This window comes from Enterococcus hirae ATCC 9790 (genome assembly GCF_000271405.2).
GTDB classification, from domain to species: Bacteria; Bacillota; Bacilli; order Lactobacillales; family Enterococcaceae; genus Enterococcus_B; species Enterococcus_B hirae.
Window position 1 is genome coordinate 150,183 of the sequence record NC_018081.1, and the last position, 23,349, is coordinate 173,531.

Here is a 23,349-nt window from a genome sequence, read left to right on the forward strand (position 1 = left end):
CTTTTATATGCATTTAAACAAATACTGGATTTTAGAAGAAATAGAAAAATTGTTTGTGGAATTTGGGTCTGATGCAATTAATCCATATAAAATAATCAAATACTCTGATATAGATTTAATTGAAACTAATTTAGGAAATAAAACATTAGGACAAACTATACACAATAGAAGATGTTATGTAATATTAATCAATCAAAATCTATCTTATTCTATGAAAAGATTTGTATTATGGCATGAAATAGCCCACGTTAGACTCCATAAAGGTATTTCTACAGCTGCTTTCAGGGCAAATAATCTGAATCGCATGATTTATGGTATAGAAGCTGAAGCCAACACATTTGCAATTGAAATGTTAACTAGAACAATAGATAAACAAAATTTATCTTATATGAGTCAGTTCCAAATTATTGAATACTTAGGGTTACCACATACTCTAGAGCACTTTGTGCTACAACATTAAAAGGCTCATAATGTAGAAAACGATAATCACATTGGAAAAAAGAAAATAAATGCCTTTGTAAATGGAGGAAAGATATGAAACCATTTGAACAAACGATTAAAAAAATCTTAAATGATACTACAATTCAAAACTTTTTGGACAAAACTAATTTAAAAGAAACAGAGCAATATAGATTAATTGCTCACGTTATCCATCTATATTCTAATACAAATTATGATAATAAGAAAAGTTTGGCATCTTTGCCATCTGATTATGTACTAATTGATATTGAAACTACGGGATTTGGACGTGAAGATAAAGTTATTCAAATTGCTGCAGTTAAAGTAATTAATGACAAAATATTTGATACTTTTGATTCTTATGTGAGTATAGGAGATAGTACTTTACCTACTCAAATTACTTATCTCACAAATATAAATGAAAAAATATTAGCAAACGCTCCAACTTTTACTGAAGTATCCGATAAATTACTTGACTTTATTGAGGATTTTCCAATAGTAGGCCATAATGTAAAAACGTTTGATTTACCATTTCTAGCAAGAAACGGATTAGACTTAAAAGATAGATTAGCTGTCGATACGGTCAATTTGGCTCGAACAACTCCTTTGAATGTAAAAAATTACAGACTTGAAACACTAACCGATTTTTATAAAATTGAAACTCAAGCCCACAATGCTCTAAACGATGTTTTAGCAACTTATGAAATATATAACAATTTAAAAAATAGAGATTTCAATAAAAGAGAGAGACAAGAAAGAAAGCCTCAAGTCCTTGCTAATAAGAAAATAGCTTATACTGGACAATTTTCAAATTTTTCTAGAACATCTCTAGAACGTATTATTACTTCTCATGGAGGAACTATAACAAAAACTGTTACAAAAAACACTGATTATTTAATAGTCGGTCAACAAATCGCTAAAAATCTTAAAGATGGCATTCATAGTTCAAAAGAAATCAAATGCCTAGCATATATTGAAAATGGAATATCAATTAAAATGCTTAATGAAGAACAGTTCTTACAATTGCTAAAAAAGGAGATTTAAGTAATGTTAAAAAAAATTACTTCTAAAAACGGTTCTGTATTTTTATTTCTTGAAATTCCACATACGCAAAGAAATAATTTAGGAATTGCTTCAGGGGAATCGATTCTATTATCTATTTATGAAAATGATAGTTTTTATTTCACTACCGATATTCCTCTTATTAAATATGAGTCAATTGTATTTACTGAAGAACCAACGGATTTAGAGAAAGAGTTCTTTTATTTTGCGAAAGAAAAGAAAGAAATTAAATATAAACATTCTTTAGTTAAGCAATTTGAAATTGAAAAATATATCCATTATCTTCCAAAAGTAAAATATACTCAAAAAAATATAAATAATGAAATTCAAATTATAGGAGAAATTAAATATCAAAATAATATACATCCAAAAGAAGTTCCTGAAATATTATTAAATAACGAAGTAATCCCTTTAAGAGATGAAAAATATTTTGAATATAAATTAGATGCAAACAATAATATGGAAAAATTAGACTTTAAATTGAATTTGCCAAAACAAATAATTACACGTTCTTACAAAATAAAAAAATAGTGTAAATAAATTGAAACATGCTAAAAAGCCCGTGCTACCAACACGGACTACCTAACCGAATTTCCTCGGCTATTTGACTGCAAATAAATAATAGCAAGCAAAACTTTTCTTAGGTTATTATCTTTTTCTAAATTTGAAAAGTTTTGTAGAGGAGGAATTTTATGCTAAAAAGTTTTGGAAAAGGTATGTTTGGTTGTTTTGGTGTATTTATTGGTTTTATAATACTGTGCATTACATTAGTGTTCGTTTTTTTTGGTGGGGATTCAGGCACTTCGAAAAATGCAGATAAGGCAGGTACTAATAATAATTTATCTAAAGAATACCACGTAGGAGATACTGTTAGTTATAAAGGATATGAAATTAAAGTAAATAATGTAAACTTCAGCAATGGTAGTGAGTATGAAACTCCTGATACTGGAAAACAATATGTAATTATAAATGTTACTATTACCAACAATACCGATCAAAAACAAAGCTATAATCCATATGATTTTAAATTAAATGCTAATGGTAATGCAACAGATGTAGATGAAATTGTTACTGATAATATTGCCACTGAACAACTTCATTATGGAGACTTAGACAATGGGGCATCTGTTACTGGTAACCTTGTGGGACAAGCAGACCCTAATGCAAAATTGAAACTTCAATATAAAACATCATTTTGGAACGATGAAACTGTAGATATTTTATTAAACTAGTAAAAGCCTTCGGGCTTTTCTTTTACAACCTACAAGAACATACATTCGAAAGGAGAAAAACATGCAATATCAAGAATTCAAAGAATGGTTAGAAAATAACTCTAATTCAAAACATATATTTTTAACAAAATGGAAAGACTATCAAATATCAAAAAATAGTAAACGAACTGGAAAAACAAAAAAGTGGGATGATGATAAAATCATTCGCACTGGTGAAGAAGAATGGAAAAAAATTGTGGCAAATACCTATCAAAAACTTAAATCTCATTTAGGAATTCCAAAATACAACGGATATCAAGAATGGATTGATTTTATAGAAAAAAATGAGATTTTAGAATCATTTGATAACAGTATTTTAGAAATAGAATTAGAATAGGAGTTGAATTTTATGGCAATGATTAAACAATACCAGAAGAAAAATGGTGAAAAAGCGTGGTACTTCAAGACATATCTTGGTATTGATCCATTAACTGGAAAAAAGAGATATACAACTAAAAGAGGATTCAAAACACAAAAAGAGGCGAAAATCGCACTAGCTAGATTGGAATTAGAACGACAAAAAGCAGGAATGCCAATAAGTACAAATACTACTTTCAAAAAAGCAGCAGAATTATGGCTAGAAAACTATAAAAAAACCGTGAAAGAAAGTTCATATTCAAGGACTAAAATCATCTTTGACAAACACATATATCCAAAATTTGGAAATATTAAACTTTCTAAAATTAATACAGCATATTGTCAAAAAATAGTAAATGATTGGAGTGAAAAAGGAACTTCAAAACAGTACCCTCTTTTCGTTAACTATATGAACAAAGTTTTTAAATATGCTATAAATATTGGTTTAATATCTGATAACCCAACATTAAATTTAATTATTCCAAAACCACAAATTAAAACAGAAAAGAAATTAAAATTATATACAAAAGAACAGTTGGAATTATTTCTAAGTGAAGTATCTAAAGAACAGAATCCATATTTAAAAAACAGAGACTATACGCTCTTTAGACTATTAGCATTCAGCGGATGTAGAATCGGTGAAATATTAGCACTTACTTGGGACAATATTAATTTTAAAACACATGAAATGACCATTAAAAAAACTGTAGCCCGATCAGACAAATATTATATATCTGAAACTCCTAAAACAAAAAAATCAAATCGAATAATTTATTTAGATGAAAAAACTATAAAACAATTAAAATTTTGGAAGCTTGAACAAAGAAAGTACTTGTTTCAATTGGGATTTACCAAAGCTAATTATTTGTTTACCAATGACGAAAATAGTTTCACAATTAATCAGGCAGTAACAGAAAGATACAATGTATATCGTGAGCGTGCCGCCTTACCCTATATCGGTCTGCATGGTTTTAGACATACTCATGCATCAATGCTATATGAGGCTGGTGCAGATCACAAAGAAGTACAAGAAAGAATGGGGCACGCAAATATAAAAACTACTATGGACACATATACACACATTACTAATAGTAAAAAAGAAGAAACAACACAAAAACTAACAAATTATATTAACTTCTAAGAAAGTATGGTCAAAAGTATGGTCAAAAAAATTCTCTTAATTAACAAAAAAGCTCCACCCCTTGCTACACAAGAGATAGAGCAGTTTGTTTATTAAGCTTCTTGAGCTACTGGATAAACAGACACTTGTTTTTTGTCGCGGCCTTTACGTTCGAAACGTACTACTCCGTCAACTTTAGCAAATAAAGTGTCGTCTCCACCAATACCCACGTTCACACCTGGATAAATTTTTGTACCGCGTTGACGGTAAAGAATTGATCCACCTGTAACTGTTTGTCCGTCAGCGCGTTTAGCACCTAGACGTTTTGATTCTGAGTCGCGTCCGTTAGATGTAGAACCGCCACCTTTTTTGTGGGCAAAGAATTGTAGATTCATTGATAACAACATGGTCTGCACCTCCTATTTATCATTAATTGTTTTAATTTGGATATATTCTGAATTTTCAGCTTCTATCGATTGTAATCCCAACAAGAGATTTTCTAATAGAATCTCGGCAATATTGTTTTGCTCTTGTGTCAATCCTGAAGTGACTTCGGTATATAAATAACCGCCCTCTTCTTCATTCATTTCGACAATTGGTTCAAAACCAGCTAATGAGGCAATCCCATTGACAGTACTGATCGCTAATGCAGAAACTCCTGCACAGACGATATCACTCCCATAAGGACCAGCATCAGCATGCCCTGTCAAAGTAAATGAAACGATTTGATCAGCGTCATTACGTTTAAATGTTCCTTTGATCATTATTCAGGCCTTCTTTCTCAAGCGCTAATTAAGCGTTGATCGCGTCGATAACCACTTTTGTGTATGGTTGACGGTGACCTTGTTTACGGTGTGAATGTTTTTTAGGTTTGTATTTGAAAGTAACGACTTTCTTTTGTTTGCCGTGTTTTTCAACAGTACCTTCAACAGTTGCACCAGAAATAATTGGAGCGCCTACTTTTGTAGTTTCGCCACCTACTAAGATAACTTCGTCAAAAACAACTTTTTCACCTGCTTCAACGTCAAGTTTTTCAACGTAGATTGCTTGTCCAACTTCAACTTTTACTTGTTTACCACCAGTTTTAATAATTGCGTACATGCTATAAAGCACCTCCTTATAATAGACTTAGACTCGCCATCCAGAGTGACAAGTTACCTGTACTTACAAACTCGTTCTGTGCGGTTGTAGCTGTGGAGTCCACAATTACAACAGTACTAGATTACCAGAAACTAGCGCATTCGTCAACTCTAGATTCTAGAACTTTTCTTAAGTCAATCAATCGCAATTTTCACTTTTGCTAATTATAATGTTAGTGAAGACGAAGGAGGTAAACGAATGATCTATCCTGATGAATTGGTTCAAGAAGCAACGATTCGTATGCAAGGTCGTGCGGTAGAAGGTTTCGTTGCTGGTCAAGGCCCACTCCACCCAAAACTGATGCTGGTAGGTGAAGCTCCTGGCAAAACAGAAATCGATAATCATATTCCTTTTAGCGGACAAGCAGGCAAAGAACTAATGCAAACTCTTGCTCTAGCTGGTTTGACAAGAGAAGATGTTTATATTACTAGTGCAGTCAGAAGTCGACCTTATCGGACAGTCCAACGACTCAATAAACGAACTCAGCAAGCAGAAACTGTTTATCCGAATCGGACACCAACGAAAGCGGAAGTATTCGCTCATGCGCCGATCCTAGATTATGAAATCGAACATGTCGAGCCCCATTTGATTGCTACATTAGGCAATATCGGTTTGCAACGGTTATTAGGTTCTGCTTATACGATCTCTAAAAATCATGGTCAGCTTTATACTGGGCCTATTTTAAAACTGAATCAACAAAAAGATGCTTACGAGTGGAGTGATAAAAGCTACCAGATCCTCCCGCTTTTCCATCCTGCAGCTATTTTTTACAATCGAACATTAGCTGACGTGATCCGCAAAGACTGGCTTACCTTAGCAAACTATCTCGAGAAAGATCCTAGCAATCAATAGCCACAGCTTCCATAGGTAAAAAATCCCGAAACAGAAAAAAAGCTGTTTCGGGATTTTTGAATTTTTATAGCTTATTTTAATTAAACACTGCAAAAAACACTTTGTTTGCCCTGCTTCTCAAAAACATTTCTCCTGCTCATGACTGATTACGTATATTGTTCATGCAGCGCTGAGAGTGCATGCGCTACTGTTTGGTGTTGCTCAAAGCCAGCTTTTTGCCATAAATGCTGTAGTTGTTTTTCTACTTCTGGTTGTAGCGAGGTGTAAATAATCGTTTGTTCTCGCATTTCAGCTTTTTCTTGAAACTCATCAAAAACAGCCCGGGCAGTTAAATCAATACTTGGAACACCACGCATAGAAAAAATGATCCCCTCTTTTTGATTTAGATCAGCTAATGTATTTTTTAATTTTTCAGCAGACATAAAAAAGAGTGGTCCGCTAATATAGACAACTGTCCAATTATCTAATTTTTTCGTTTCTGGCAAATCCATTCGTTCCCAATCGATTGTTTCAACCGAGATCGTGATTGCCGCACTTTTGATCACAAAGAAAATACAGCCACCGATAATGCCGATGACGATCGCAATACTTAAGTCAAAAATCACGGTACATCCCATAGTAATCAAAAATAATAAGATGCCAGACCAATATCTCTTAGTGAACAAGACGTTGATCGTTTCCCATTCATTCATGCGCCAAGCAGTAACAATCAACACTCCTGCCAAAGCTGGCATAGGAATGTTTGACATAATTGGTGCAAAAATAATCATAGATAAAAACAAAACCAAAGCATGAATGATACCAGCTAAACGAGTCTGTGCCCCTGATTTAATTGCCACACTTGTTCGGGCAATCGCAGCTGTCGCTGGAATGCCTCCAAAAAATGGTAAAATTAGATTTCCGATTCCTTGCGCAACAAGTTCTTGGTTGCTGTCCAATGGTTTGTTTGCCATTCGTCCCGCAGAAGCACCACAGAGCAAACTTTCCACCATGCCAAGCAAGGCAATGCTAATCGCTGGCACCATCACTTCTTTTAAAGAATCAAGATGAAAGGCTGCAAACGTTAAGCGATCGCTACTGATCAACGTCTGTGGAATTTTTCCCACGGTTGCTATCGGCAAGTGAAACAAGAACATCGCAACCGTTGCAAGAATAATTGCCATCAAAGAACTTGGTATAGTTTGAGCCCATTTTTTGGGGTAGATAATCATTCCGATGATCACTAATAATCCCATAATAAAGGAGGAAAAATTTATCGAAAAGCCAAAGGTCTGATAGCTGAGAAACTTCTCAATCACATTTGCACCTTCTGAATGGACACCAAACAAGTTATCCACTTGACCCAAGGCAATGATAATAGCAATTCCCGAGGTAAATCCAGTAATCACTGGAGCTGGAATAAAAGAGGTCAATGTTCCTAATCTAAAAATGCCTGCCACTAGCAATAATAGTCCTGCTAAAAATGTCGCCAGTAACACCCCAGACATCCCTTGAGTAGCTGCAATCGACATCAAGATCGCAGCCATTGCGCCTGTTGGTCCTGAAATTTGATAAAAACCACCTGACAAGCCACCAATAATAAGTCCAGCAATAACCGCTGTAATTAATCCTGCCGCAGCATTTGCACCACTGGACACGCCAAACGCCAACGCTAAAGGTAAAGCTACTGCAGCTACAGTAATACCAGCTAATAAATCTTTTTGGAATTTTTGACGATCATATCCGTCAAATTCTTCATTTAGTAAAAAAATATACTTTTTGAACAACCTAGAGACTCCTTTTTTATAAAAATTTTATGAAACACGCAACTACTAGAATAGCATATTTTTCTAACTCATGTCAGCTTTTTCACAAAGTTATAGGCGTTTTCATGAAAATTTTTATAAAATAAGATTAACTCAAATCAAAAGAGTCAGTAATCCAATGATTGCCAGACCACCTTGTTTCAAAATAATTAGTTTGTCACTAGTGATACTACCGTAAGCTGCGACCAGTACAATATAAATCAATAACAAACTTGCCATTTCTTTTGGTGCAGACGAAATATAAATGGCATACAATAAACCAATACCTAACAATCCATTATAAACACCTTGATTTTTAAATAACGTTTGTACCGACGAATTACTTAATTCTTTTTGACTCATTTTAAATACTCTGCCAGTTGCTTTAGAAGTTGTAGCAAAGGTTTCTAAATACATGATATAAAAAAATTCAATTGCAACTAATGTAATGATAATTTGTGAAATAATCGACATATTTTCTCCCCCTATTCATTTCTGCCTATCGGCTTAGAATAAGTATAGCCGAACCGTTCAAAAATAAAAAACAAACACACTTGTAGCGATTATATTATAAGAACCTTGGATCCCCTGATACCAAACATCATCCACCTATAGAGGATGGACTGATTTCTGCTTAAACGAAGTTAAAATACACGAATGTATGAATTTGTAGAGTAAAAATTTTAACTACTCCTTTTACTTAGAAAAACATCCAATATATTCTTTTTTAACACATACCTAGTAAGTAGAAAATCCTACCTGATTAGACTGTGTATCATAAGAATACTTGCTACGTACCCATTTGGTCCAACTACCAGAACAAAGAAAAACCGGTAGAAACTTTCGTTTCTACCGGTTTTGGTTTTTTTTACGTCACAGGAGGGATTCGAACCCCCGACCGTCCGCTTAGAAGGCGGATGCTCTATCCAGCTGAGCTACTATGACAGCTTTTTCGGAACAAAAATAATTATATAGAATCATTTTGGTTCTGTCAATATGAAATAGTTATTTTATCAATAAAAAAGATTGCTCAATAGAAAGCGTTCCTCTTTTACCTAGTGTCCGACAAAAAGCAAGCTTTTTGTCGTAACAAGGTAAATACTCTTAAGGTAGATGAATTTGCTCTTTTTCTTTAGTTATCAAGATCACACCATCACCTAGCGGCACTAATGTGGAAGTCAAGTCTGGATGGGTCATGACGACCTGTAAAAATTCATTTAATTTACGATGAATGGCACGTTTACCTCTAGGAATCTCTTCATCAGGCAATAAAATCGTTCCGCCTTGAAAAATATCATCAACCATCAATACGCCATCTTTTTTTAGCAGACGTAAACATTCTGGTAAAAACTCAATATATTTCGATTTGGCACTGTCCATAAAAATAAAATCATAAGGCCCAGTTAGTTCTGGTAAAATATCAGCCGCTTGTCCTTCTAGTAAAGTAACTTTTTCGGTTAAGCCAAGTCTTTCATAAGTTGCCTTGGCCTTTTTGATCATAACATCAAAACGATCGATCGTCGTGACGTGACCTTTTTCACTGATTAATTGAGCCATCAAACTAGAAGAAAAACCAATAGCTGCACCAATTTCTAAAACATTCTTTGGTTTTAATTGCCCTAATAAAAACTGCATGAATACGACTGTTTCATGGGGAATGATCGGTACTTCCGCTAAATGGGCTTCTTCTTCAATCAAACCAAGCTCTCCAGACAGTTTTTTCTGTTTTGTCCGCATAAAATCAACTAACTCTTCTTTTACTACCGGACGATGCATCATTTCATTACGCATAATCTGCCTCCTCTTCCAAATTATTATACGAAGAACCTGACAAATCCACAAGTTGCAAACAAATTTACACTCACTTTCCTTTTCGTTGGCTATGAGTAAAAAACCGATTGAAACTTTTCTTTTTTTCAAATTCATCTAGCATATTCCAAGCTGTAATACCGGTCAAACAAAAGGCGATGGTAAAAAATAGCCAGCGCATCCAAGTAAATGCTGACTTTGATAAAAGAATGCCAATATAGGGAATCTGAAAAATGGGCGTTCCAATGATGTATCTTCTCCCCACTACACCGGATTCGGTCTGCGTAGAACTATCTGCTTTAGTATAAAAGTCTTGATGGTCTTTTTCCACTGCGATCACTCGTCGGGTGGTTATTTGCTCTCCTGAGTTTTCATAGTACGTAATCACGTCACCAACCAACAATTCTTCTGGTTTCTTCGGACGTACATAGATCAAACTTCCTTGGCTATAGTAAGGACTCATACCACGATCTTCAATAATATGGGTTGATAGACCAGCTATTTTAGGAAGTAAAATAATGCTCAAAATGATCGCTAAAATAACAATCAGTGTAATTGAACTAATATAGGTTATTTTTTTATAAAATGGCACTAGTTTCCACTCCCTTTACTCATTTCTTATTTCCCATCATATAATAACGATTTAATTTTATCAATTTTAACTCTATTTCTTCTACAACGAATTGAAAGAATTTTAAAAAAAATCTAAAAAACAACTCTGGTTATCTAACTTTATGCAGGTTTATGATTGACTAGAAAACAAAAAACGTTTACCCTAAAAAAAATGTTACTTTTAGAAAGGACACATTATGAACTTTTTTAATAACATTGAATATTTTAAAAAAGCGAACTCATTAAAGATAAAATGGTTTTTCACTATTCTATTATCAACGTTATTTTTAATGATAACAGTATATTTCTTTTATTATATTTTTACTCCTTCTGATAGTGGAAAGGTCAAAGAAATAAAAAATTCATGGGAATTTTACTTAAAAAATGAACCTGATTTTCGTTTTGATAGTCATTATATTAGTTACCTTCCAACAGTTGAAAGAAATGAAACTTTTGTGATGGAAACTATATTAAAAGAAGAGATGGACGATTCGAACTTAGTGATTCGGGGAAACAACCAATAGATAAAAGTTTATTTAAATGATCAACTTTTATATGATCGAACAAATGAACAAGACCAACTTCATCCTGGTTTATCTTTGGCAGTTATTGATCTGCCTACACATTATGCTGGTGAACACTTAAAAATCGAAGTTACTTCACCATATGAAAACTATTCGGGTATTCCACCAAAAGTTTATGTTGGAAATACGGGACCAATCATCAGCTTTATTTTTTCCCAATCTGTTCCTCAAGTAGTTACCATGATCATTGCCATCTTTTTAGGAATTGGGATATTGGTGTACGCCATTTTTAAGCTTTACAAAAAAAGACACTAGATATTTCACTGATCATTCTCAGTTGTTTTGCGTTAGTCTTAGGGTTTGAATCAATCTCTGAAGATATATTAAGCGGCATCCTTTTTGAACCAATCGTCCATTCGATTTTATCTGATACATTTACTATTTTAACTTCAGTATTTCTGGTATTGTATTATTTATCCCGAATGAAACATTATCAAAAAATATATGGTCTCTTTTGTTTTCTGCAAGTCTCCATCCAAATAGGTGTCCTTATTTATTCATTGATGACAGTAGGAGAATTAACTGAACTAATGCCCATTGTTAATGCGGTTAGTGTAATCAGTACATTAGTTACTTCCCTTGTCTGTGTTGGGGAAGCCTATCGGAATAATCGTTTTTTCATTGCTTGTACACCGTGGATTGTGCTGATTGCCATTTTCCATTGTATGCTTTATATCCAACCATCATTAGGTATTTATAATGCAAATATTAATTGGTCTACTATTCTATTTATGATAATTCTGATTATTATCATTTGTTATAATATTATCGAGTACATCATCAGCTTTGATAAGCATCAGCGAACTGTTAATTTCTTGAAAACAAAATCGGATTTACTTGAACAACATTATGATCAGCTACGTGATCACATTCAAGAAATCAGTACATTAAGAACTGAGTTTATCCAGACTATGGAAAACTTAGAACATTTGGTCAAGGAAGAAGAAACCGATGAAGTACAAAATTATGTGCAAACTATCTTAACTAATGCTCGAAATTTTGAATTTATTTTCTCTTACTCCTCTCACCAACTCACTAATCTTATTTTAGCTCGTTATCAAGAGATTGCATCAAAGCGAAATATCAAGGTGAAGTTTCAAGCCGAACTACCAGAAGTATTGACCGTCAATGATGATGACTTGACCCAAATACTGATTCATGTCTTAGAACATTCTTTTAGAGAAACACATGCCATTGAAGATCCAACACATCGAAAAATTTATTTATCGATGCAGGAAAAAGAAAATCAACTATTGATTCGTTGTGAACATAGCGCAAACTATGAAACAAATCTCTTTTCACAAGGAATTACCGAAAACTTTGCTGAACAAGAACAGTTTGATTTAAAAATAATCCAAGATGTGGCGGAACGTTATGCAGGAACGTTGACTCAGGAAAAAGATAGTCAGGTAGATCGTTTAATCATCCAATTGACTAAAACAAATCCCAAGAAAAGCATATAATGTCTTTGGCAGATTGGAAAATTGATTCATTGAATGAAGGTTTGAGCGGACAAAATAATATTCGTTCTCTTTCTCAAAAAAAGATAAAAAACAGGGAACACCAATCATTGGTGTTCCCTGTTTTTGACTAATGACTAACATTCGATCAATATAAAAGAGCAAGAAAATCTTCAGCTTCGATCGCACCAAAATACTTTTTGATATCAATCGTTTTTACTACATCACTTAAAACTGATTTATCATATCTTTGTCCAATCAGTTTTTCTTCGACGTCCTTTATCTCTCCTAACCCAAAGAAGTCACCAAATATTTTCACATCATCAATCAAACCATGTGACACATTCAGATGGACTTCGATCGAACCAATCGGATACCGCTTTTGTCTCGAAAAGTTAAAATCAGGTGATTTCCCATAATTCCAATCCCAATTACGATAATAGCGATCAGAGATTTCGTTGATTTTGATCCAGTCTTTGTCTGTTAGCTGATACGTATTAACCTCTGCCAACGTTGCTACTCCGAATATTTTTAATAGAATTTCATCACGAAATTCTTCTGTTAACATCTCTTGTCTTTCTTTAGGTAAAAATGGTTTGATATTGGTCACACGAGAACGAATCGATTTGATCCCTTTGGACTCGATTTTATCTTTTTTTACTTTTAACGCATTGACCACTTCATTGATGTCAGAATCAAACATGATAGTTCCATGGGCAAACATTCGACCATTCGTTGCATACATTGCATTACCAGAGAATTTCATACCATCAATCACTAAATCATTTCGGCCTTTTAATTCCGCTCCAGATACCCCTAATTCGTGAAGAGCTTGAATAATTGGCTTAGTAACTTTAGCAAAATCACGGAAAGAATCGCCATCATCAGGCATGATAAAACTAAAGTTTAAATTTCCAAAGTCGTGATAGACGGCTCCACCGCCACTTAAACGACGAACGACATGGATGCCCTGTTGTTCAACGTAATCTCGATTGATTTCTTCGATCGTGTTTTGATTACGCCCAATAATGATAGATGGTTCATTGATATAAAACAATAAAATCGGTTCATCAACAGGCATTTCTTGGAGTAAAAATTGTTCAATTGCTAGATTGATACGTGGATCATGCTTGTCATTCGGTACAAAAATCATTGTCTTCCTCCTAGATATCAAATACTTTATCGACTTTTGCTAGTGCTACTTCTACTGTATCACCCGCAGCTTGTTGCGCTTCGTTCTGTAATTGTGTAAGATCCCCAAATTGAGGTAAATGGGTCAATACTAGCTTTTTGACTTTTGCTGCTTTCGCAAGTTCCCCCGCTTCTTTTGACGTAAAGTGCGCTTTGTGTCGTTCATTACCAGCAAACAGATAAGTATCTGCTAGAAATAAGTCTGCATTTTCAGCAAATTCTACAAAACTTTCCAAATAGCCGGAATCACCTGTAAAAACAAAGACTTTGCCAGTCGCTTCTTCGACGATCCGCATGGCATAGCACACCACTGGATGGATGGTTTCCATAAACGTGATTAAAAAAGGACCTACTTTCAATTCTTCTGCCTCAAAATAGCCACGTCCTTCTGACACGTTTGGCATTGTTAACTCATCAAAATGAAAAGTGTCTTTAGTATGACCATAGATTGGCAAGATAGCTCCTGGTTCTTTTTCAGGATGTAGTTGCCAATAATATTGCAATACACCTAGATCAGCGATGTGATCATGATGGTAATGGCTCAAGATAACCGCATCAAGTTCTAACGGTTCAAGATGCTCTTGTAATTTTATCAAGGTGGCGCTACCAGCATCGATCAGTAGGTTAAAGCCAGCTGACTGCAATAAATAGCTAGTCGTTCCTTGATTTTTATATGGATAGGCGCCTAAGCAACCTAATACAGTTAATTTCATGATCGTTCTCCTTTCAGAATCAATGTAATAGAATCCTGTTTTTTCTGTGAAACCTCTCTCATGTTTTATGAAAAATAAGTAGCTGGGGGTTCTTTTTCAAGTCTTGCTTGCTCGTAAAAACCTGCAATGGTCACATTGACATAGGCGATAACCCACAATAAACCAAAGAACAAGGCTAGGGCTCCAACAAGGTACCACCCGATAAATGAAAGTTGTAATAGGATATAAGTACCTAAACGATCTTTTAATAAATACCACGCGTATTGCAAACACTGGATGATTGAAAGTTCTGGGTAATCAAATTTAGTCCAAGCCGCAAATTGAAACAATCCGCCCACAATACTCATCAACAAAAGAGAAACAAAGGTCATGAGCAGGGTGGTCAAAACGTAACTAATGTCCAAAGCATTCCCTGATAACACATCTGTTGAAATTGTGTTTGAATTAAATAGTAATTGTGTATAAGTATTGACACCACCAATCAAAAAACCTGGTAATAAAACAAGGGCATTAATGATCCAATTGATCACAACATTGATCAAATTAATCACTAAAATAGGTCCAAAATATTTTTTTTGAAAGACGGCAAACAATAAATTACTTTTTGCTCTGCCGCCGCGAACAACTACCAGCGCAATGTAATATAAGGCATATGAAAAAGCAAATAAAAGGAAATTCTCTAGTAAAAAGCTAACTATTTGTTGTTGCGTGCTATCTACGAAAAAAAATCCCTCAAAAAACATTTGAATCAAACCCGCAACAAACATCGAAAGAAAGACTAGCCAAGCATTGATTCCCCATTGTTGCGCAAGGCTAGCTCGAGCTTTTTTGCGATAATCTGAAAGTGATAACTTTATTTCCATTAATCATAACTCCTAATCTTTTCAACTGTTTTGTGGTCTAATCGCTTCACTAATTCCGTCACTAATTTCACAGTATTCAAATAATCATCTTCATGGATCACTGAAGTATGTGAATGCAAATACCGCACCGGAACAGTAATCGCCACAGACGGTACCCCATCTCTTGTCAAATGCATCTGTCCTGCGTCTGTCCCACCACCAGTAATGACGGTGTATTGGAATGGTATATCCATTTCTTCCGCCACATCAATCACAAAATTCAACAGTTTTTTATGTGGAATCATTGAAGCATCAAAAATCAAGATTTGTGGACCTTTACCCAAAATCGAATCCGCTTCTTTTGGCGTCATCCCCGGTGTATCTCCAGCTGTTCCTGTATCTAAAGCAAAGGCGATATCTGGATTCACTAAGTGCGTACTTGTGCGTGCCCCTCTAAGGCCAACTTCTTCTTGCACATCGCTCCCTGCGAATAAAACATTGGGATGTCCTTCTTTTGCTAAATTCTCAAGAACTCGTAATGAAACAGCTGTACCGATGCGATTGTCCCAAGCCTTAGCTAGTAAAAATTTACCGCCATTCAACCGTTTATACTCAATATATGGGGTTACCATATCGCCAGGGCGAATACCCCATTCTTTTGCTTCTTTATCACTTGTTGCTCCAATATCAATAAACATATCCTTGATATCATACGGTTTATTTCTTACTTGTGGGGTTAAAACATGTGGCGGTTTCGAACCAATCACGCCATGGATCACTTTCCCAGCTTGTGTTTTGATTTCCACTTGTTGGGCTAACATCACTTGTCCCCACCAACCACCTAATGTTTGAAATTCCAAAAAACCTTTATCAGTGATCTTAGTTACCATAAATCCCACTTCATCCATATGACCAGAAATAAAAATCTTAGGTCCACCACCAGAACCATGTTTGGCGATAATACTACCTAAACCATCATAAAAAATATCTTCCGCAAAGTCTTTTGCATACTTTTTATAGACTTGTCTCACTTCTTCTTCATTGCCTGGTACTCCTTTGGCTGAAGTCAGATCAATCAATAACTGTTCTTCTTTTTTATCCAAAACGTCTCCCTCATTTCTCGTATTGATAGCTAGATTATACCATTTATTAGGTGTGCTTTTCAGCAGAACGATTTTTTCAGTTAGAAAAAAACCAGGATTCCTCGAAAGTTTACCGAATAACTTTCAATAATCCTGGCTTTTTTGCATAATGCATACGATAGCAATCGCTATTTTCTCTTAAATGGACTGACAGCAGTAAACGAGCGTTTCTTTTATGCACTTCGTGTTCGAAACTCCATTACTGTTGGTTTTCTTTTAAATCATTTGGTGAATGTTTTTGCCAGTCTTTACTATAAAATGATGGATCCAATTGATAGTGACTTGGTTGTTGTTGGTTTTCTAAAAACGGTCTAATCCGTTGATCTGCTGCTAGCCACCCTTTCCAACCTAAATGAATGGTGTCTTCCATGAAATAAGGTTGATCAGCCATTTTTGTAAAATCTGCGATCCGATCAAAGCCTTGACTCTGCAATTGAAATTTGATTTTCTTTGCAAATCCTTGAAGCATTTCTTGAGATAACCCAGTATAATCACTCCATTTTTGATTCACAGGTGGAATGATGAATAATGCTTCTGCCTGTTCTTGGGCTAATTGCTGTAGGACTAATTGAAAATCTGAAAATTCAGGTGAAAAACGATAATCCCAATTTTTTTGAGAATTTTTCAGCTCTTTTAAGTGGTGACGAATGCGCTCTTTATAAAAATCATTTTTTAACTCAAAAGAATTGTCGCTTGTACTTTTTCTCCCAATATTTTCCGCTAGGTTTGCCAGAACTTTTTCTTGATAATTAGCAGGCAACGGCTTCATTGCCTGATCAATTTTGTCTTGTTTACTTTTCAGACCAATATTGCTGAACATTTCATCTTCTCTTTTTAAAATATTCCAGTTCAAGCGCAATTGATTTCGTTTTTCAACAGAAGGAAGTTGACCTTTTTTGATCATTTGTAACATTTCCGTCAATTTTTCATCTTTTTTAACGATAGAAAAATGTAAAAGTCTTCTAGCTAAATAACGATCAGCAGGAGTGATTTTTTTCAATGAGAACAGCCAGTCAAGGGTTTGTAACTGTGAATAATACGTATCAAAATAATCTTTTTTTACGCCATCTTTGACAAACCATTGTGGAGAAATGATAAAAACGATTTTCTTATTTTTCAAATCATCTCCTGCAGAGCGCATCATCATATACTGACTTAATGATTGTGTCCCAGGTGCCCCTAATAAGAAGGGACGATAATCACGATGGTATTTCTCCGCCAAGACGGATGGGTGAAACGGACTGATCCGACTGAGTTCACTTGAACCAAAAAAAGGAACATATTTTTTTTCAGCTAAGGCTTCGTTTTTGATGGTATCTCCTTTTAACACATTTTCGGACATGGATGTAGAAGCTTTTTTTATGACTGTTGGGTCGGTTAGATCCACACGATACGAAGAAGTGAAAAAAACTGCTATCAATCCAAAGGCTAAAAGGATTGGACCGAAAATAGCAAATAATTTCTTTTTCATTCTCATCCCTTCAATTCTTGTACTTGTGCAATGATTTTATTCGGTGTGCCCCACTGTTCACGATCAAATTCAGAAACAGGGACTTGAACATCTAATTGTCCATCTAATTCGACTAATAATTGAACAGAAGCAAGTGAATCCAGCAATCCTTCACCAAACAAATCAAGCTCTCGATTTTCTCTTATTTCATCTGTTCCTGTAATGTCTTCTAAAATAGTTAAAATTTGTTCTTCCATAATATAATCTCTCCTTAAATAATCATAATGTAAAATAAATCATTTTTAAGTCTTAGATAATCATCTGCTTTACTTAAACAATAGTTGGTCTAAAAAGCCCGAAAATATCAATAAACTAAAACAAACTGCTTGGAAAGTCATAAAGACAGCAAAAGCGTGAGTAAACCAATTGGATGGTAGTTGTTTTTTATGTTTTTTCTTGAATCGTAGCCAAACGTCGGTTAAGCAAATCAAAGTAGCATGATACAACCCATACACGATGTAATACCAAGTTAGACCATGCCAGATTCCCATCAATAGGAATAATGCATAATAACCAATATTCGAGGTTACAATTTTACTTTTGAACCATTTTTTCTTCATCAAGAAAAACATCAAGCGCATATAAACATAATCTCGAAACCAAAATGATAACGTCATGTGCCAACGATTCCAAAATTCTTTGATATTCCAAGACAAGAATGGTTTGTTAAAGTTGATTGGTGTTTGGTACCCCATCAAGTAACTCGTTCCCACCGCAAACAAACTATAGCCTGCAAAGTCAAAAAACAGATATAAACTATACACATAGGTATATCCTACTAATGACCAAGAAAAACCACCATGTTGCAAGGCAGCTTTGGAAACGATTGGTAACAACACTTGACCCAAATAATAGCCAATAATAAATTTGTATAAAAAACCTAGAAAAATATTTTGGATACCTTTTTCTAATAATGTCAGATATTTCTCAGTTGCAGGCGGCTGACATTGATCCTTTTCAAATCTTCTATAGCGATCGATTGGTCCAGATGAAATCGTTGGAAAAAAGAGTAAAAATTGAATATAACGAAAAGGCTGATAGTTCTTGATCAATCCATCCCTAATTTCCATGATCATCTGAACAGATTTAAAGGTTAGATAGGAGATCCCTAGAAAAGCTAGAAAAGATTCTTTCCCATGGGCAAAAAACGGTGTGACTTTTGTTAAAAATAATGGGAAAATCGCTAGGATCACCGCTAAGTAAAACCAAATACCTTGATTTTCCTTTTGACGGTAAACGAAGTAAGCCCAAACTAATAATGTCTGCCAAACAACATATGCAATCAAGGCTACACCTTGTTGCCAATAGACACCACCAAAACTGATGAATAAGAAAAGCAAGGTGATGAGTGTTTGATAAATTGGCAATCTTTTCCCTCGAATCAACAATGATAGCACGATCGGTACTAAACCGATGATTAACAGCAGAAAATAATAAGGTTCTGCGTACGGGATCATATGTGGAAAGGTCATTGAGGATTCACCTCAGCTATTAATTTTTTCCGATCGATTTTCCCGTTCACCGTTTGTGGTAAAAGATCAATGTAATTGATTTTTTGAGGGATCATGTAATCCATGACCGAATGTGCCAATTTTTCCTTAATTGATTTAGAGAGTTTAAAACTTGGTTCTGGCGAATTTTTTTCTAATACAATAAAAGCAACTAGTTGTTGAACTTTGGTTCCTTGGTATTTTGGAACAACTATCGCTTGTTTAATCCGTTCATCTAACAAAAGCCCGTGTTCGATATCTCCTAATTCGATACGATACCCATGAAGTTTTATCTGTTGATCCATTCGTCCCTCATAGAACAAAAGACCTTCCTCATTAAGAAACCCAGCATCGCCAGTATGATAACTTTGTTGATCCTGTTTCTTGAAAAAAGCAGCTTTGGTTTTTTCTGGATTATTCAGATACCCCTTGGAGACACTAGGACCCAAGATAATAATTTCGCCTGTTTGATTGACCGGTTGCACTTTTTGATCATTCACAATCTGAACCTCGGTATCTTCTTTGATATAACCAATCGGTAAACGTTCATAGCGATCTAAAATACCTTGAGTGATTTGGATACTTGAAATAGCAACCGTGGCTTCCGTTGGTCCATACGTGTTATAAATACGGGCTTCAGGGAATCGTTTTAATAATTCTTGCGCTGTTTTTTTGGTTAATTCTTCCCCACAGAACAAGAAAGTGGCTAGATCTGGTACATGTTCCGCATCAAAAGTGGGTTCCATCAAACAGATATCGATAAATGAAGGAGTTGACACCCAGACATCTAATTTCAACTTTGCTAAAGTAGAAAATAATTGTCTAAAGTCTTGAATAACCGCTTTTTCTAAGGGTTTTAACATTCCTCCTGTCACAAGTGCTGGATAAATCGAAAAAACAGATAAGTCAAACGAAAATGGTGCTTGTGCTAAGAAACGTAGCCCCTGTTCAAGATGAAATTCCTGGATCGTCCAACGAACAAAGCTCAATAAGTTATCATGACTGATTTGCACACCCTTGGGCTCACCTGTAGTACCAGAGGTAAAAATAATGTAATAATTTTCGTCACCTTTAACTGGATGTGTTGCTTCGTATTGACTCTCTTTTTTCGTGATCGTTGCTAATTCTTCCCGAGAAATCACTGGGATACCATCTGTTTCCATCTGCCAGTCACCGACACTAATGATCAAAGCTGGTTTTGCTACTCGAAGAATTGATTCAATTCGCTCATTCGGCGTATGTTCTTCAATCGGAAGATAGGCATGACCGGCTTTGGTGGCCCCCAGAAAAGAAACGATCATTTCAAACTCTAGATTTCCAAAAACCACGATTGGTCCCTGTTTCTGTAGATTTCTGTCTAAATAAGCTGCTAAAGCATCGGACTTTCTTTTTAGCTCCCCATAGGTATGCTCTGTGGTTTCTGTCTGATAAACGACCCGATCTGGTTCCGTTTGACCAAAAAAATCAATTGATTCAACGATTGTTTGAATATCCATCGTCTTCCTCCTAAAATTCATTATAGATAAAAGATCCGCCTTGGACATTTTTATAATGGTACAAATAAATCAACATAAAAATAATTGCACTATACAATAATGTTCGTACCACAAACGTGCCCCAGTACCTAAATTGAGGATTATTCCACCAATTTTTCAATTTATATTTCCCTCCTAATCGAATCTCAAAACAATTTTACCCATTCTTTTTAAAAAACAACATTTGTTTTCCTAACAGTAATCGCTTTTCTGCTAACAATTTTGTCACAATTTAGATTAACTACAAAAAGACGGTTATTATAATATAAGCATCACCTCAAATAAATAAAGATTTTTTTTTAAAAAGCTAAAAAGACTTAAACGATCTATGTAACCAATCGTTTAAGTCTTTCTTCATTCAAATTAAAAAAACAAAGTACTAACCTTTTGATCATTTAAATATAGCTTGATTTACTCCTCAATAATCCTGCAATATAAGACACTTGTGATGTAATAAAACAAGATATAGATCAAGACAAGTGAGCCACAAATCAGATATGCTAACCCATAATTTGCTGTATCGACATATTGAGTAAATACTTCAATGGCAAAAAAGGTATGCATACTCCCCAAAATAATTGGTGGGAAAAACATGATCGCATTTTGTCCAAAGATGACTCGCTTCACTTTTTTTCGAGAAATCCCTAATTTCGTTAATAATTGATAATTCTCTCGTTCTTCTTCTGCTTCTGCTAATTGACGAACCATCAGCATGCTTCCAGTCGTGACAATAACAATTATTCCAATAAAGATCGAAACATACGCCATTAAACCAATTCCTTGTTCAACTGTCCGTTTAAATGGGAAACGTGCAGAAAAGTTAAGACGTGAATCTTCATTATTGTATTCATCAGAAGATTGATCTGAAGCTGCTTTTTCTTGGTGCGATTCATTTTTATGAATCGTTCCAGTTATAGACTCTCCTTTGATCTCATAATCATAATAAATGATGTTCTCATAACTTGTAGGAATCTCTTTAGAAATACGTTCAATGATTTTTTCCTGATCTCCCCCTTGCACATTCCAATTGACCACTTGATAGTTTAGTCCAGATGCTTTAGCAAAATAATCATCACTGACAACGAGTGTCGGACCGAAATACCTCAACGAACCATCTCCTAAAAAATTAGGTAAGGTTGCTTGAATATCTAAAGTTTGATCAGGCAAGTAGAATGTTGAATCATACATTGAAAAATTTCTAAAGATATTTTTCATACTATCTAATACCACAGTGCTGTTATCCGATGTTAAATCAATTTTAGGCATTTTAGGATTGAATTGTCGAAAGGCATGATATTCTTTTTCTGGAATCAAATTTACCAATTGAAATACTTTTTCCTCAGAAATCCCGTCTAACTTATCATTATAGTAACTTCCAATTACTTTGTAATTGATCGTCATTTCTTTTGTGATCGTTTGCCCTTCACTTGCAAGAAGCGGTCGCAGCTTGTCGGCTGTTGCCTTATCCATTTGATAAGATACCGGTGAGACCATCTCCACATTTCGAGACATGATGACAGTCGCACTCATCATTGCGCCAATCATCGTTAAAGCTAGAGCCATGATCAGTGTGATCAACGAATTGATCCGCCAGCTTTTCAGCAGATGGATCTGCGTATTGCCGATCAGCAAGAAGTTGATCCCTCGATACTTAATTCGAGAACGACTCACCAAATCAATTAACACACGTAGGGAAAAACAAAAGAACAGATATGTCCCGATCACACAAAACAGCAGGATCAGAACAAATAATAAGAAAGGAAAGCGAAGATCTTGCGTAAAAATAAAAAGTTTAGCAGCAAATTCCCGATAGTGGACCGCAAAGAAATAACCACTAGAGATCAGCAATAAACCCAGTGTTCCTAAAAAACGATGGCGTGTCCGAACTCTTAACTTGCTACTTTCCAAATGATCGTATTCGCCAAAATTTCGAATCGTCGGATAGCGCCAGATTTTCCATAATGAATACAAAGAAACAACAGATAAAATCAAAAAAAACAACAGAAATGTTTCAAAAATCGATGGCACAGAAATGAAGAAAAGACTCGTGATTTGCAAGTTCATCATGCGAATCAAGATCATAGAAAATAATTTTGAGAAAATGATTCCTAAAATAATCCCTGCTGTACAGGCGAATAATCCAATAGCCATTGTTTCCAATACATAGATCAGTGAGATTTGGGTTTTCTTCACACCAAACAACTGATAGATCCCAATCTCTCTTTGTCTGCGGTTAAAGAAAAAACGATTTGCACTAATAACAAAAAAAGTAATACGATTAAGATAATCCAACTACCAATACCAAAAAAAACATTGAATAAAGAATCTTGCTGTGTCCTTCGGTTCAATAATTGATCATAAGAAATCGTACTAAAAGAATAGTAGATCATCGTTGATAACGTTAGACTAAAAAAGT

Annotated in this window: 24 protein-coding genes, 1 tRNA gene, 1 pseudogene and 1 other annotated feature; of the genes and pseudogenes, 8 read left to right on the top strand and 18 right to left on the bottom strand. The window is 34.8% G+C overall.

Going from position 1 to position 23,349, the window contains the following annotated elements; all coding sequences use genetic code 11:
• Window positions 1-7 precede the first annotated feature (7 nt).
• The 6 genes from EHR_RS00790 to EHR_RS00815 all read left to right on the top strand — a co-directional run bounded on the left by EHR_RS00790 (window position 8) and on the right by EHR_RS00815 (window position 4,290).
• Window positions 8-460 (top strand): ImmA/IrrE family metallo-endopeptidase, encoded by a 453-nt coding sequence (locus EHR_RS00790; RefSeq protein ID WP_010738259.1) that lies wholly within the window; start codon window positions 8-10, stop codon window positions 458-460.
• 74 nt (window positions 461-534) lie between these two features.
• Entirely contained in the window at window positions 535-1,503 is a 969-nt protein-coding gene (locus EHR_RS00795; RefSeq protein ID WP_010738260.1) for an exonuclease domain-containing protein, read from the top strand.
• 3 nt (window positions 1,504-1,506) lie between these two features.
• Complete coding sequence (locus tag EHR_RS00800; protein ID WP_010738261.1) at window positions 1,507-2,052, top strand: hypothetical protein; 546 nt, start codon at window positions 1,507-1,509, stop codon at window positions 2,050-2,052.
• Between the two features lie 161 nt (window positions 2,053-2,213).
• Window positions 2,214-2,753: a DUF4352 domain-containing protein gene (locus EHR_RS00805; RefSeq protein WP_010738262.1), complete on the top strand. Its 540-nt coding sequence runs from the start codon at window positions 2,214-2,216 to the stop codon at window positions 2,751-2,753.
• A 61-nt stretch (window positions 2,754-2,814) separates the two neighbouring features.
• The gene (locus EHR_RS00810; RefSeq protein WP_010738263.1) at window positions 2,815-3,129 is read left to right on the top strand and encodes a hypothetical protein; all 315 of its coding nucleotides are present in this window, start codon (window positions 2,815-2,817) and stop codon (window positions 3,127-3,129) included.
• Window positions 3,130-3,141: 12 nt separating this feature from the next.
• Window positions 3,142-4,290: a site-specific integrase gene (locus tag EHR_RS00815; RefSeq protein WP_010738264.1), complete on the top strand. Its 1,149-nt coding sequence runs from the start codon at window positions 3,142-3,144 to the stop codon at window positions 4,288-4,290.
• 92 nt (window positions 4,291-4,382) lie between these two features.
• On the opposite strand, the gene rpmA is transcribed toward EHR_RS00815, so the two are convergent.
• Genes rpmA through rplU form a run of 3 tightly spaced genes read right to left on the bottom strand, consistent with a single transcriptional unit; the run spans window position 4,383 to window position 5,370 of the window.
• Window positions 4,383-4,676 carry a 50S ribosomal protein L27 gene (gene rpmA / locus EHR_RS00820; RefSeq protein ID WP_010719806.1) on the bottom strand — a complete coding sequence of 98 codons (294 nt, stop codon included), beginning with the start codon at window positions 4,674-4,676 and terminating at the stop codon, window positions 4,383-4,385.
• A gap of 12 nt (window positions 4,677-4,688) precedes the next feature.
• Window positions 4,689-5,033 (bottom strand): ribosomal-processing cysteine protease Prp, encoded by a 345-nt coding sequence (locus EHR_RS00825; protein ID WP_010738265.1) that lies wholly within the window; start codon window positions 5,031-5,033, stop codon window positions 4,689-4,691.
• Between the two features lie 28 nt (window positions 5,034-5,061).
• Window positions 5,062-5,370 (bottom strand): 50S ribosomal protein L21, encoded by a 309-nt coding sequence (gene rplU / locus EHR_RS00830; protein ID WP_010719808.1) that lies wholly within the window; start codon window positions 5,368-5,370, stop codon window positions 5,062-5,064.
• A 19-nt stretch (window positions 5,371-5,389) separates the two neighbouring features.
• Window positions 5,390-5,466: a sequence feature (ribosomal protein L21 leader region), on the bottom strand.
• Between the two features lie 141 nt (window positions 5,467-5,607).
• Here rplU and EHR_RS00835 point away from each other — a divergent pair.
• Window positions 5,608-6,261, top strand: a complete 654-nt coding sequence (locus EHR_RS00835) for a uracil-DNA glycosylase (protein WP_010719809.1) — start codon at window positions 5,608-5,610, stop codon at window positions 6,259-6,261.
• 146 nt (window positions 6,262-6,407) lie between these two features.
• Here the strand turns inward: EHR_RS00835 and EHR_RS00840 are convergent, their stop codons facing one another.
• From EHR_RS00840 to EHR_RS00860, 5 genes are all read right to left on the bottom strand, one after another.
• Window positions 6,408-8,027, bottom strand: a complete 1,620-nt coding sequence (locus tag EHR_RS00840; protein ID WP_010738266.1) for a SulP family inorganic anion transporter — start codon at window positions 8,025-8,027, stop codon at window positions 6,408-6,410.
• Between the two features lie 132 nt (window positions 8,028-8,159).
• On the bottom strand, window positions 8,160-8,519 hold the full coding sequence (locus EHR_RS00845) for a DUF1304 domain-containing protein (RefSeq protein WP_010738267.1): 360 nt from the start codon (window positions 8,517-8,519) through the stop codon (window positions 8,160-8,162).
• Between the two features lie 397 nt (window positions 8,520-8,916).
• Window positions 8,917-8,990: transfer RNA gene (locus tag EHR_RS00850), tRNA-Arg, on the bottom strand.
• Window positions 8,991-9,149: 159 nt separating this feature from the next.
• Window positions 9,150-9,836: an O-methyltransferase gene (locus tag EHR_RS00855; RefSeq protein ID WP_010719812.1), complete on the bottom strand. Its 687-nt coding sequence runs from the start codon at window positions 9,834-9,836 to the stop codon at window positions 9,150-9,152.
• Between the two features lie 70 nt (window positions 9,837-9,906).
• A complete protein-coding gene (locus tag EHR_RS00860) occupies window positions 9,907-10,446 on the bottom strand; it encodes a signal peptidase I (RefSeq protein ID WP_010719813.1) in 540 nt (179 codons plus the stop codon).
• A gap of 217 nt (window positions 10,447-10,663) precedes the next feature.
• Here EHR_RS00860 and EHR_RS14035 point away from each other — a divergent pair.
• Window positions 10,664-12,513: pseudogene (locus EHR_RS14035) on the top strand (hypothetical protein).
• A 145-nt stretch (window positions 12,514-12,658) separates the two neighbouring features.
• On the opposite strand, the gene EHR_RS00875 reads toward EHR_RS14035, so the two are convergent.
• The 10 genes from EHR_RS00875 to EHR_RS00920 form a co-directional block, all read right to left on the bottom strand.
• Entirely contained in the window at window positions 12,659-13,663 is a 1,005-nt protein-coding gene (locus EHR_RS00875; RefSeq protein WP_010738270.1) for a lipoate--protein ligase, read from the bottom strand.
• A 10-nt stretch (window positions 13,664-13,673) separates the two neighbouring features.
• Entirely contained in the window at window positions 13,674-14,414 is a 741-nt protein-coding gene (locus tag EHR_RS00880) for an MBL fold metallo-hydrolase (RefSeq protein ID WP_010719816.1), read from the bottom strand.
• A 65-nt stretch (window positions 14,415-14,479) separates the two neighbouring features.
• Window positions 14,480-15,277, bottom strand: a complete 798-nt coding sequence (locus EHR_RS00885) for a DUF975 family protein (RefSeq protein ID WP_010738271.1) — start codon at window positions 15,275-15,277, stop codon at window positions 14,480-14,482.
• Entirely contained in the window at window positions 15,277-16,359 is a 1,083-nt protein-coding gene (locus tag EHR_RS00890; protein ID WP_010719818.1) for a M42 family metallopeptidase, read from the bottom strand. The genes EHR_RS00885 and EHR_RS00890 overlap by 1 nt, the downstream gene beginning before the upstream one ends.
• 238 nt (window positions 16,360-16,597) lie before the next feature.
• The gene (gene dltD, locus EHR_RS00895; protein WP_010738272.1) at window positions 16,598-17,869 is read right to left on the bottom strand and encodes a D-alanyl-lipoteichoic acid biosynthesis protein DltD; all 1,272 of its coding nucleotides are present in this window, start codon (window positions 17,867-17,869) and stop codon (window positions 16,598-16,600) included.
• 2 nt (window positions 17,870-17,871) lie between these two features.
• Window positions 17,872-18,105, bottom strand: a complete 234-nt coding sequence (gene dltC, locus EHR_RS00900; RefSeq protein ID WP_010719820.1) for a D-alanine--poly(phosphoribitol) ligase subunit DltC — start codon at window positions 18,103-18,105, stop codon at window positions 17,872-17,874.
• Between the two features lie 69 nt (window positions 18,106-18,174).
• Entirely contained in the window at window positions 18,175-19,380 is a 1,206-nt protein-coding gene (gene dltB, locus EHR_RS00905; protein ID WP_010738273.1) for a D-alanyl-lipoteichoic acid biosynthesis protein DltB, read from the bottom strand.
• Entirely contained in the window at window positions 19,377-20,894 is a 1,518-nt protein-coding gene (dltA, locus tag EHR_RS00910; protein ID WP_014834216.1) for a D-alanine--poly(phosphoribitol) ligase subunit DltA, read from the bottom strand. Before dltA ends, dltB begins: the two co-directional genes overlap by 4 nt.
• Before the next feature lie 10 nt (window positions 20,895-20,904).
• Window positions 20,905-21,054, bottom strand: coding sequence for a teichoic acid D-Ala incorporation-associated protein DltX (locus EHR_RS00915; RefSeq protein ID WP_014834217.1), 150 nt, complete (start codon window positions 21,052-21,054; stop codon window positions 20,905-20,907).
• A 290-nt stretch (window positions 21,055-21,344) separates the two neighbouring features.
• Window positions 21,345-23,225: an ABC transporter permease gene (locus tag EHR_RS00920; RefSeq protein WP_243464873.1), complete on the bottom strand. Its 1,881-nt coding sequence runs from the start codon at window positions 23,223-23,225 to the stop codon at window positions 21,345-21,347.
• Window positions 23,226-23,349: the final 124 nt, after the last annotated feature.

Coding starts and splice junctions, on each gene's coding strand:
- EHR_RS00790 (WP_010738259.1), top strand. CDS start 8: ATGCATTTAAACAAATACTGGATTTTAGAAGAAATAGAAAAATTGTTT.
- EHR_RS00795 (WP_010738260.1), top strand. CDS start 535: ATGAAACCATTTGAACAAACGATTAAAAAAATCTTAAATGATACTACA.
- EHR_RS00800 (WP_010738261.1), top strand. CDS start 1,507: ATGTTAAAAAAAATTACTTCTAAAAACGGTTCTGTATTTTTATTTCTT.
- EHR_RS00805 (WP_010738262.1), top strand. CDS start 2,214: ATGCTAAAAAGTTTTGGAAAAGGTATGTTTGGTTGTTTTGGTGTATTT.
- EHR_RS00810 (WP_010738263.1), top strand. CDS start 2,815: ATGCAATATCAAGAATTCAAAGAATGGTTAGAAAATAACTCTAATTCA.
- EHR_RS00815 (WP_010738264.1), top strand. CDS start 3,142: ATGGCAATGATTAAACAATACCAGAAGAAAAATGGTGAAAAAGCGTGG.
- rpmA (WP_010719806.1), bottom strand. CDS start 4,676: ATGTTGTTATCAATGAATCTACAATTCTTTGCCCACAAAAAAGGTGGC.
- EHR_RS00825 (WP_010738265.1), bottom strand. CDS start 5,033: ATGATCAAAGGAACATTTAAACGTAATGACGCTGATCAAATCGTTTCA.
- rplU (WP_010719808.1), bottom strand. CDS start 5,370: ATGTACGCAATTATTAAAACTGGTGGTAAACAAGTAAAAGTTGAAGTT.
- EHR_RS00835 (WP_010719809.1), top strand. CDS start 5,608: ATGATCTATCCTGATGAATTGGTTCAAGAAGCAACGATTCGTATGCAA.
- EHR_RS00845 (WP_010738267.1), bottom strand. CDS start 8,519: ATGTCGATTATTTCACAAATTATCATTACATTAGTTGCAATTGAATTT.
- EHR_RS00855 (WP_010719812.1), bottom strand. CDS start 9,836: ATGCGTAATGAAATGATGCATCGTCCGGTAGTAAAAGAAGAGTTAGTT.
- EHR_RS00875 (WP_010738270.1), bottom strand. CDS start 13,663: ATGATTTTTGTACCGAATGACAAGCATGATCCACGTATCAATCTAGCA.
- EHR_RS00880 (WP_010719816.1), bottom strand. CDS start 14,414: ATGAAATTAACTGTATTAGGTTGCTTAGGCGCCTATCCATATAAAAAT.
- EHR_RS00885 (WP_010738271.1), bottom strand. CDS start 15,277: ATGGAAATAAAGTTATCACTTTCAGATTATCGCAAAAAAGCTCGAGCT.
- dltD (WP_010738272.1), bottom strand. CDS start 17,869: ATGAAAAAGAAATTATTTGCTATTTTCGGTCCAATCCTTTTAGCCTTT.
- dltC (WP_010719820.1), bottom strand. CDS start 18,105: ATGGAAGAACAAATTTTAACTATTTTAGAAGACATTACAGGAACAGAT.
- dltB (WP_010738273.1), bottom strand. CDS start 19,380: ATGACCTTTCCACATATGATCCCGTACGCAGAACCTTATTATTTTCTG.
- dltA (WP_014834216.1), bottom strand. CDS start 20,894: ATGGATATTCAAACAATCGTTGAATCAATTGATTTTTTTGGTCAAACG.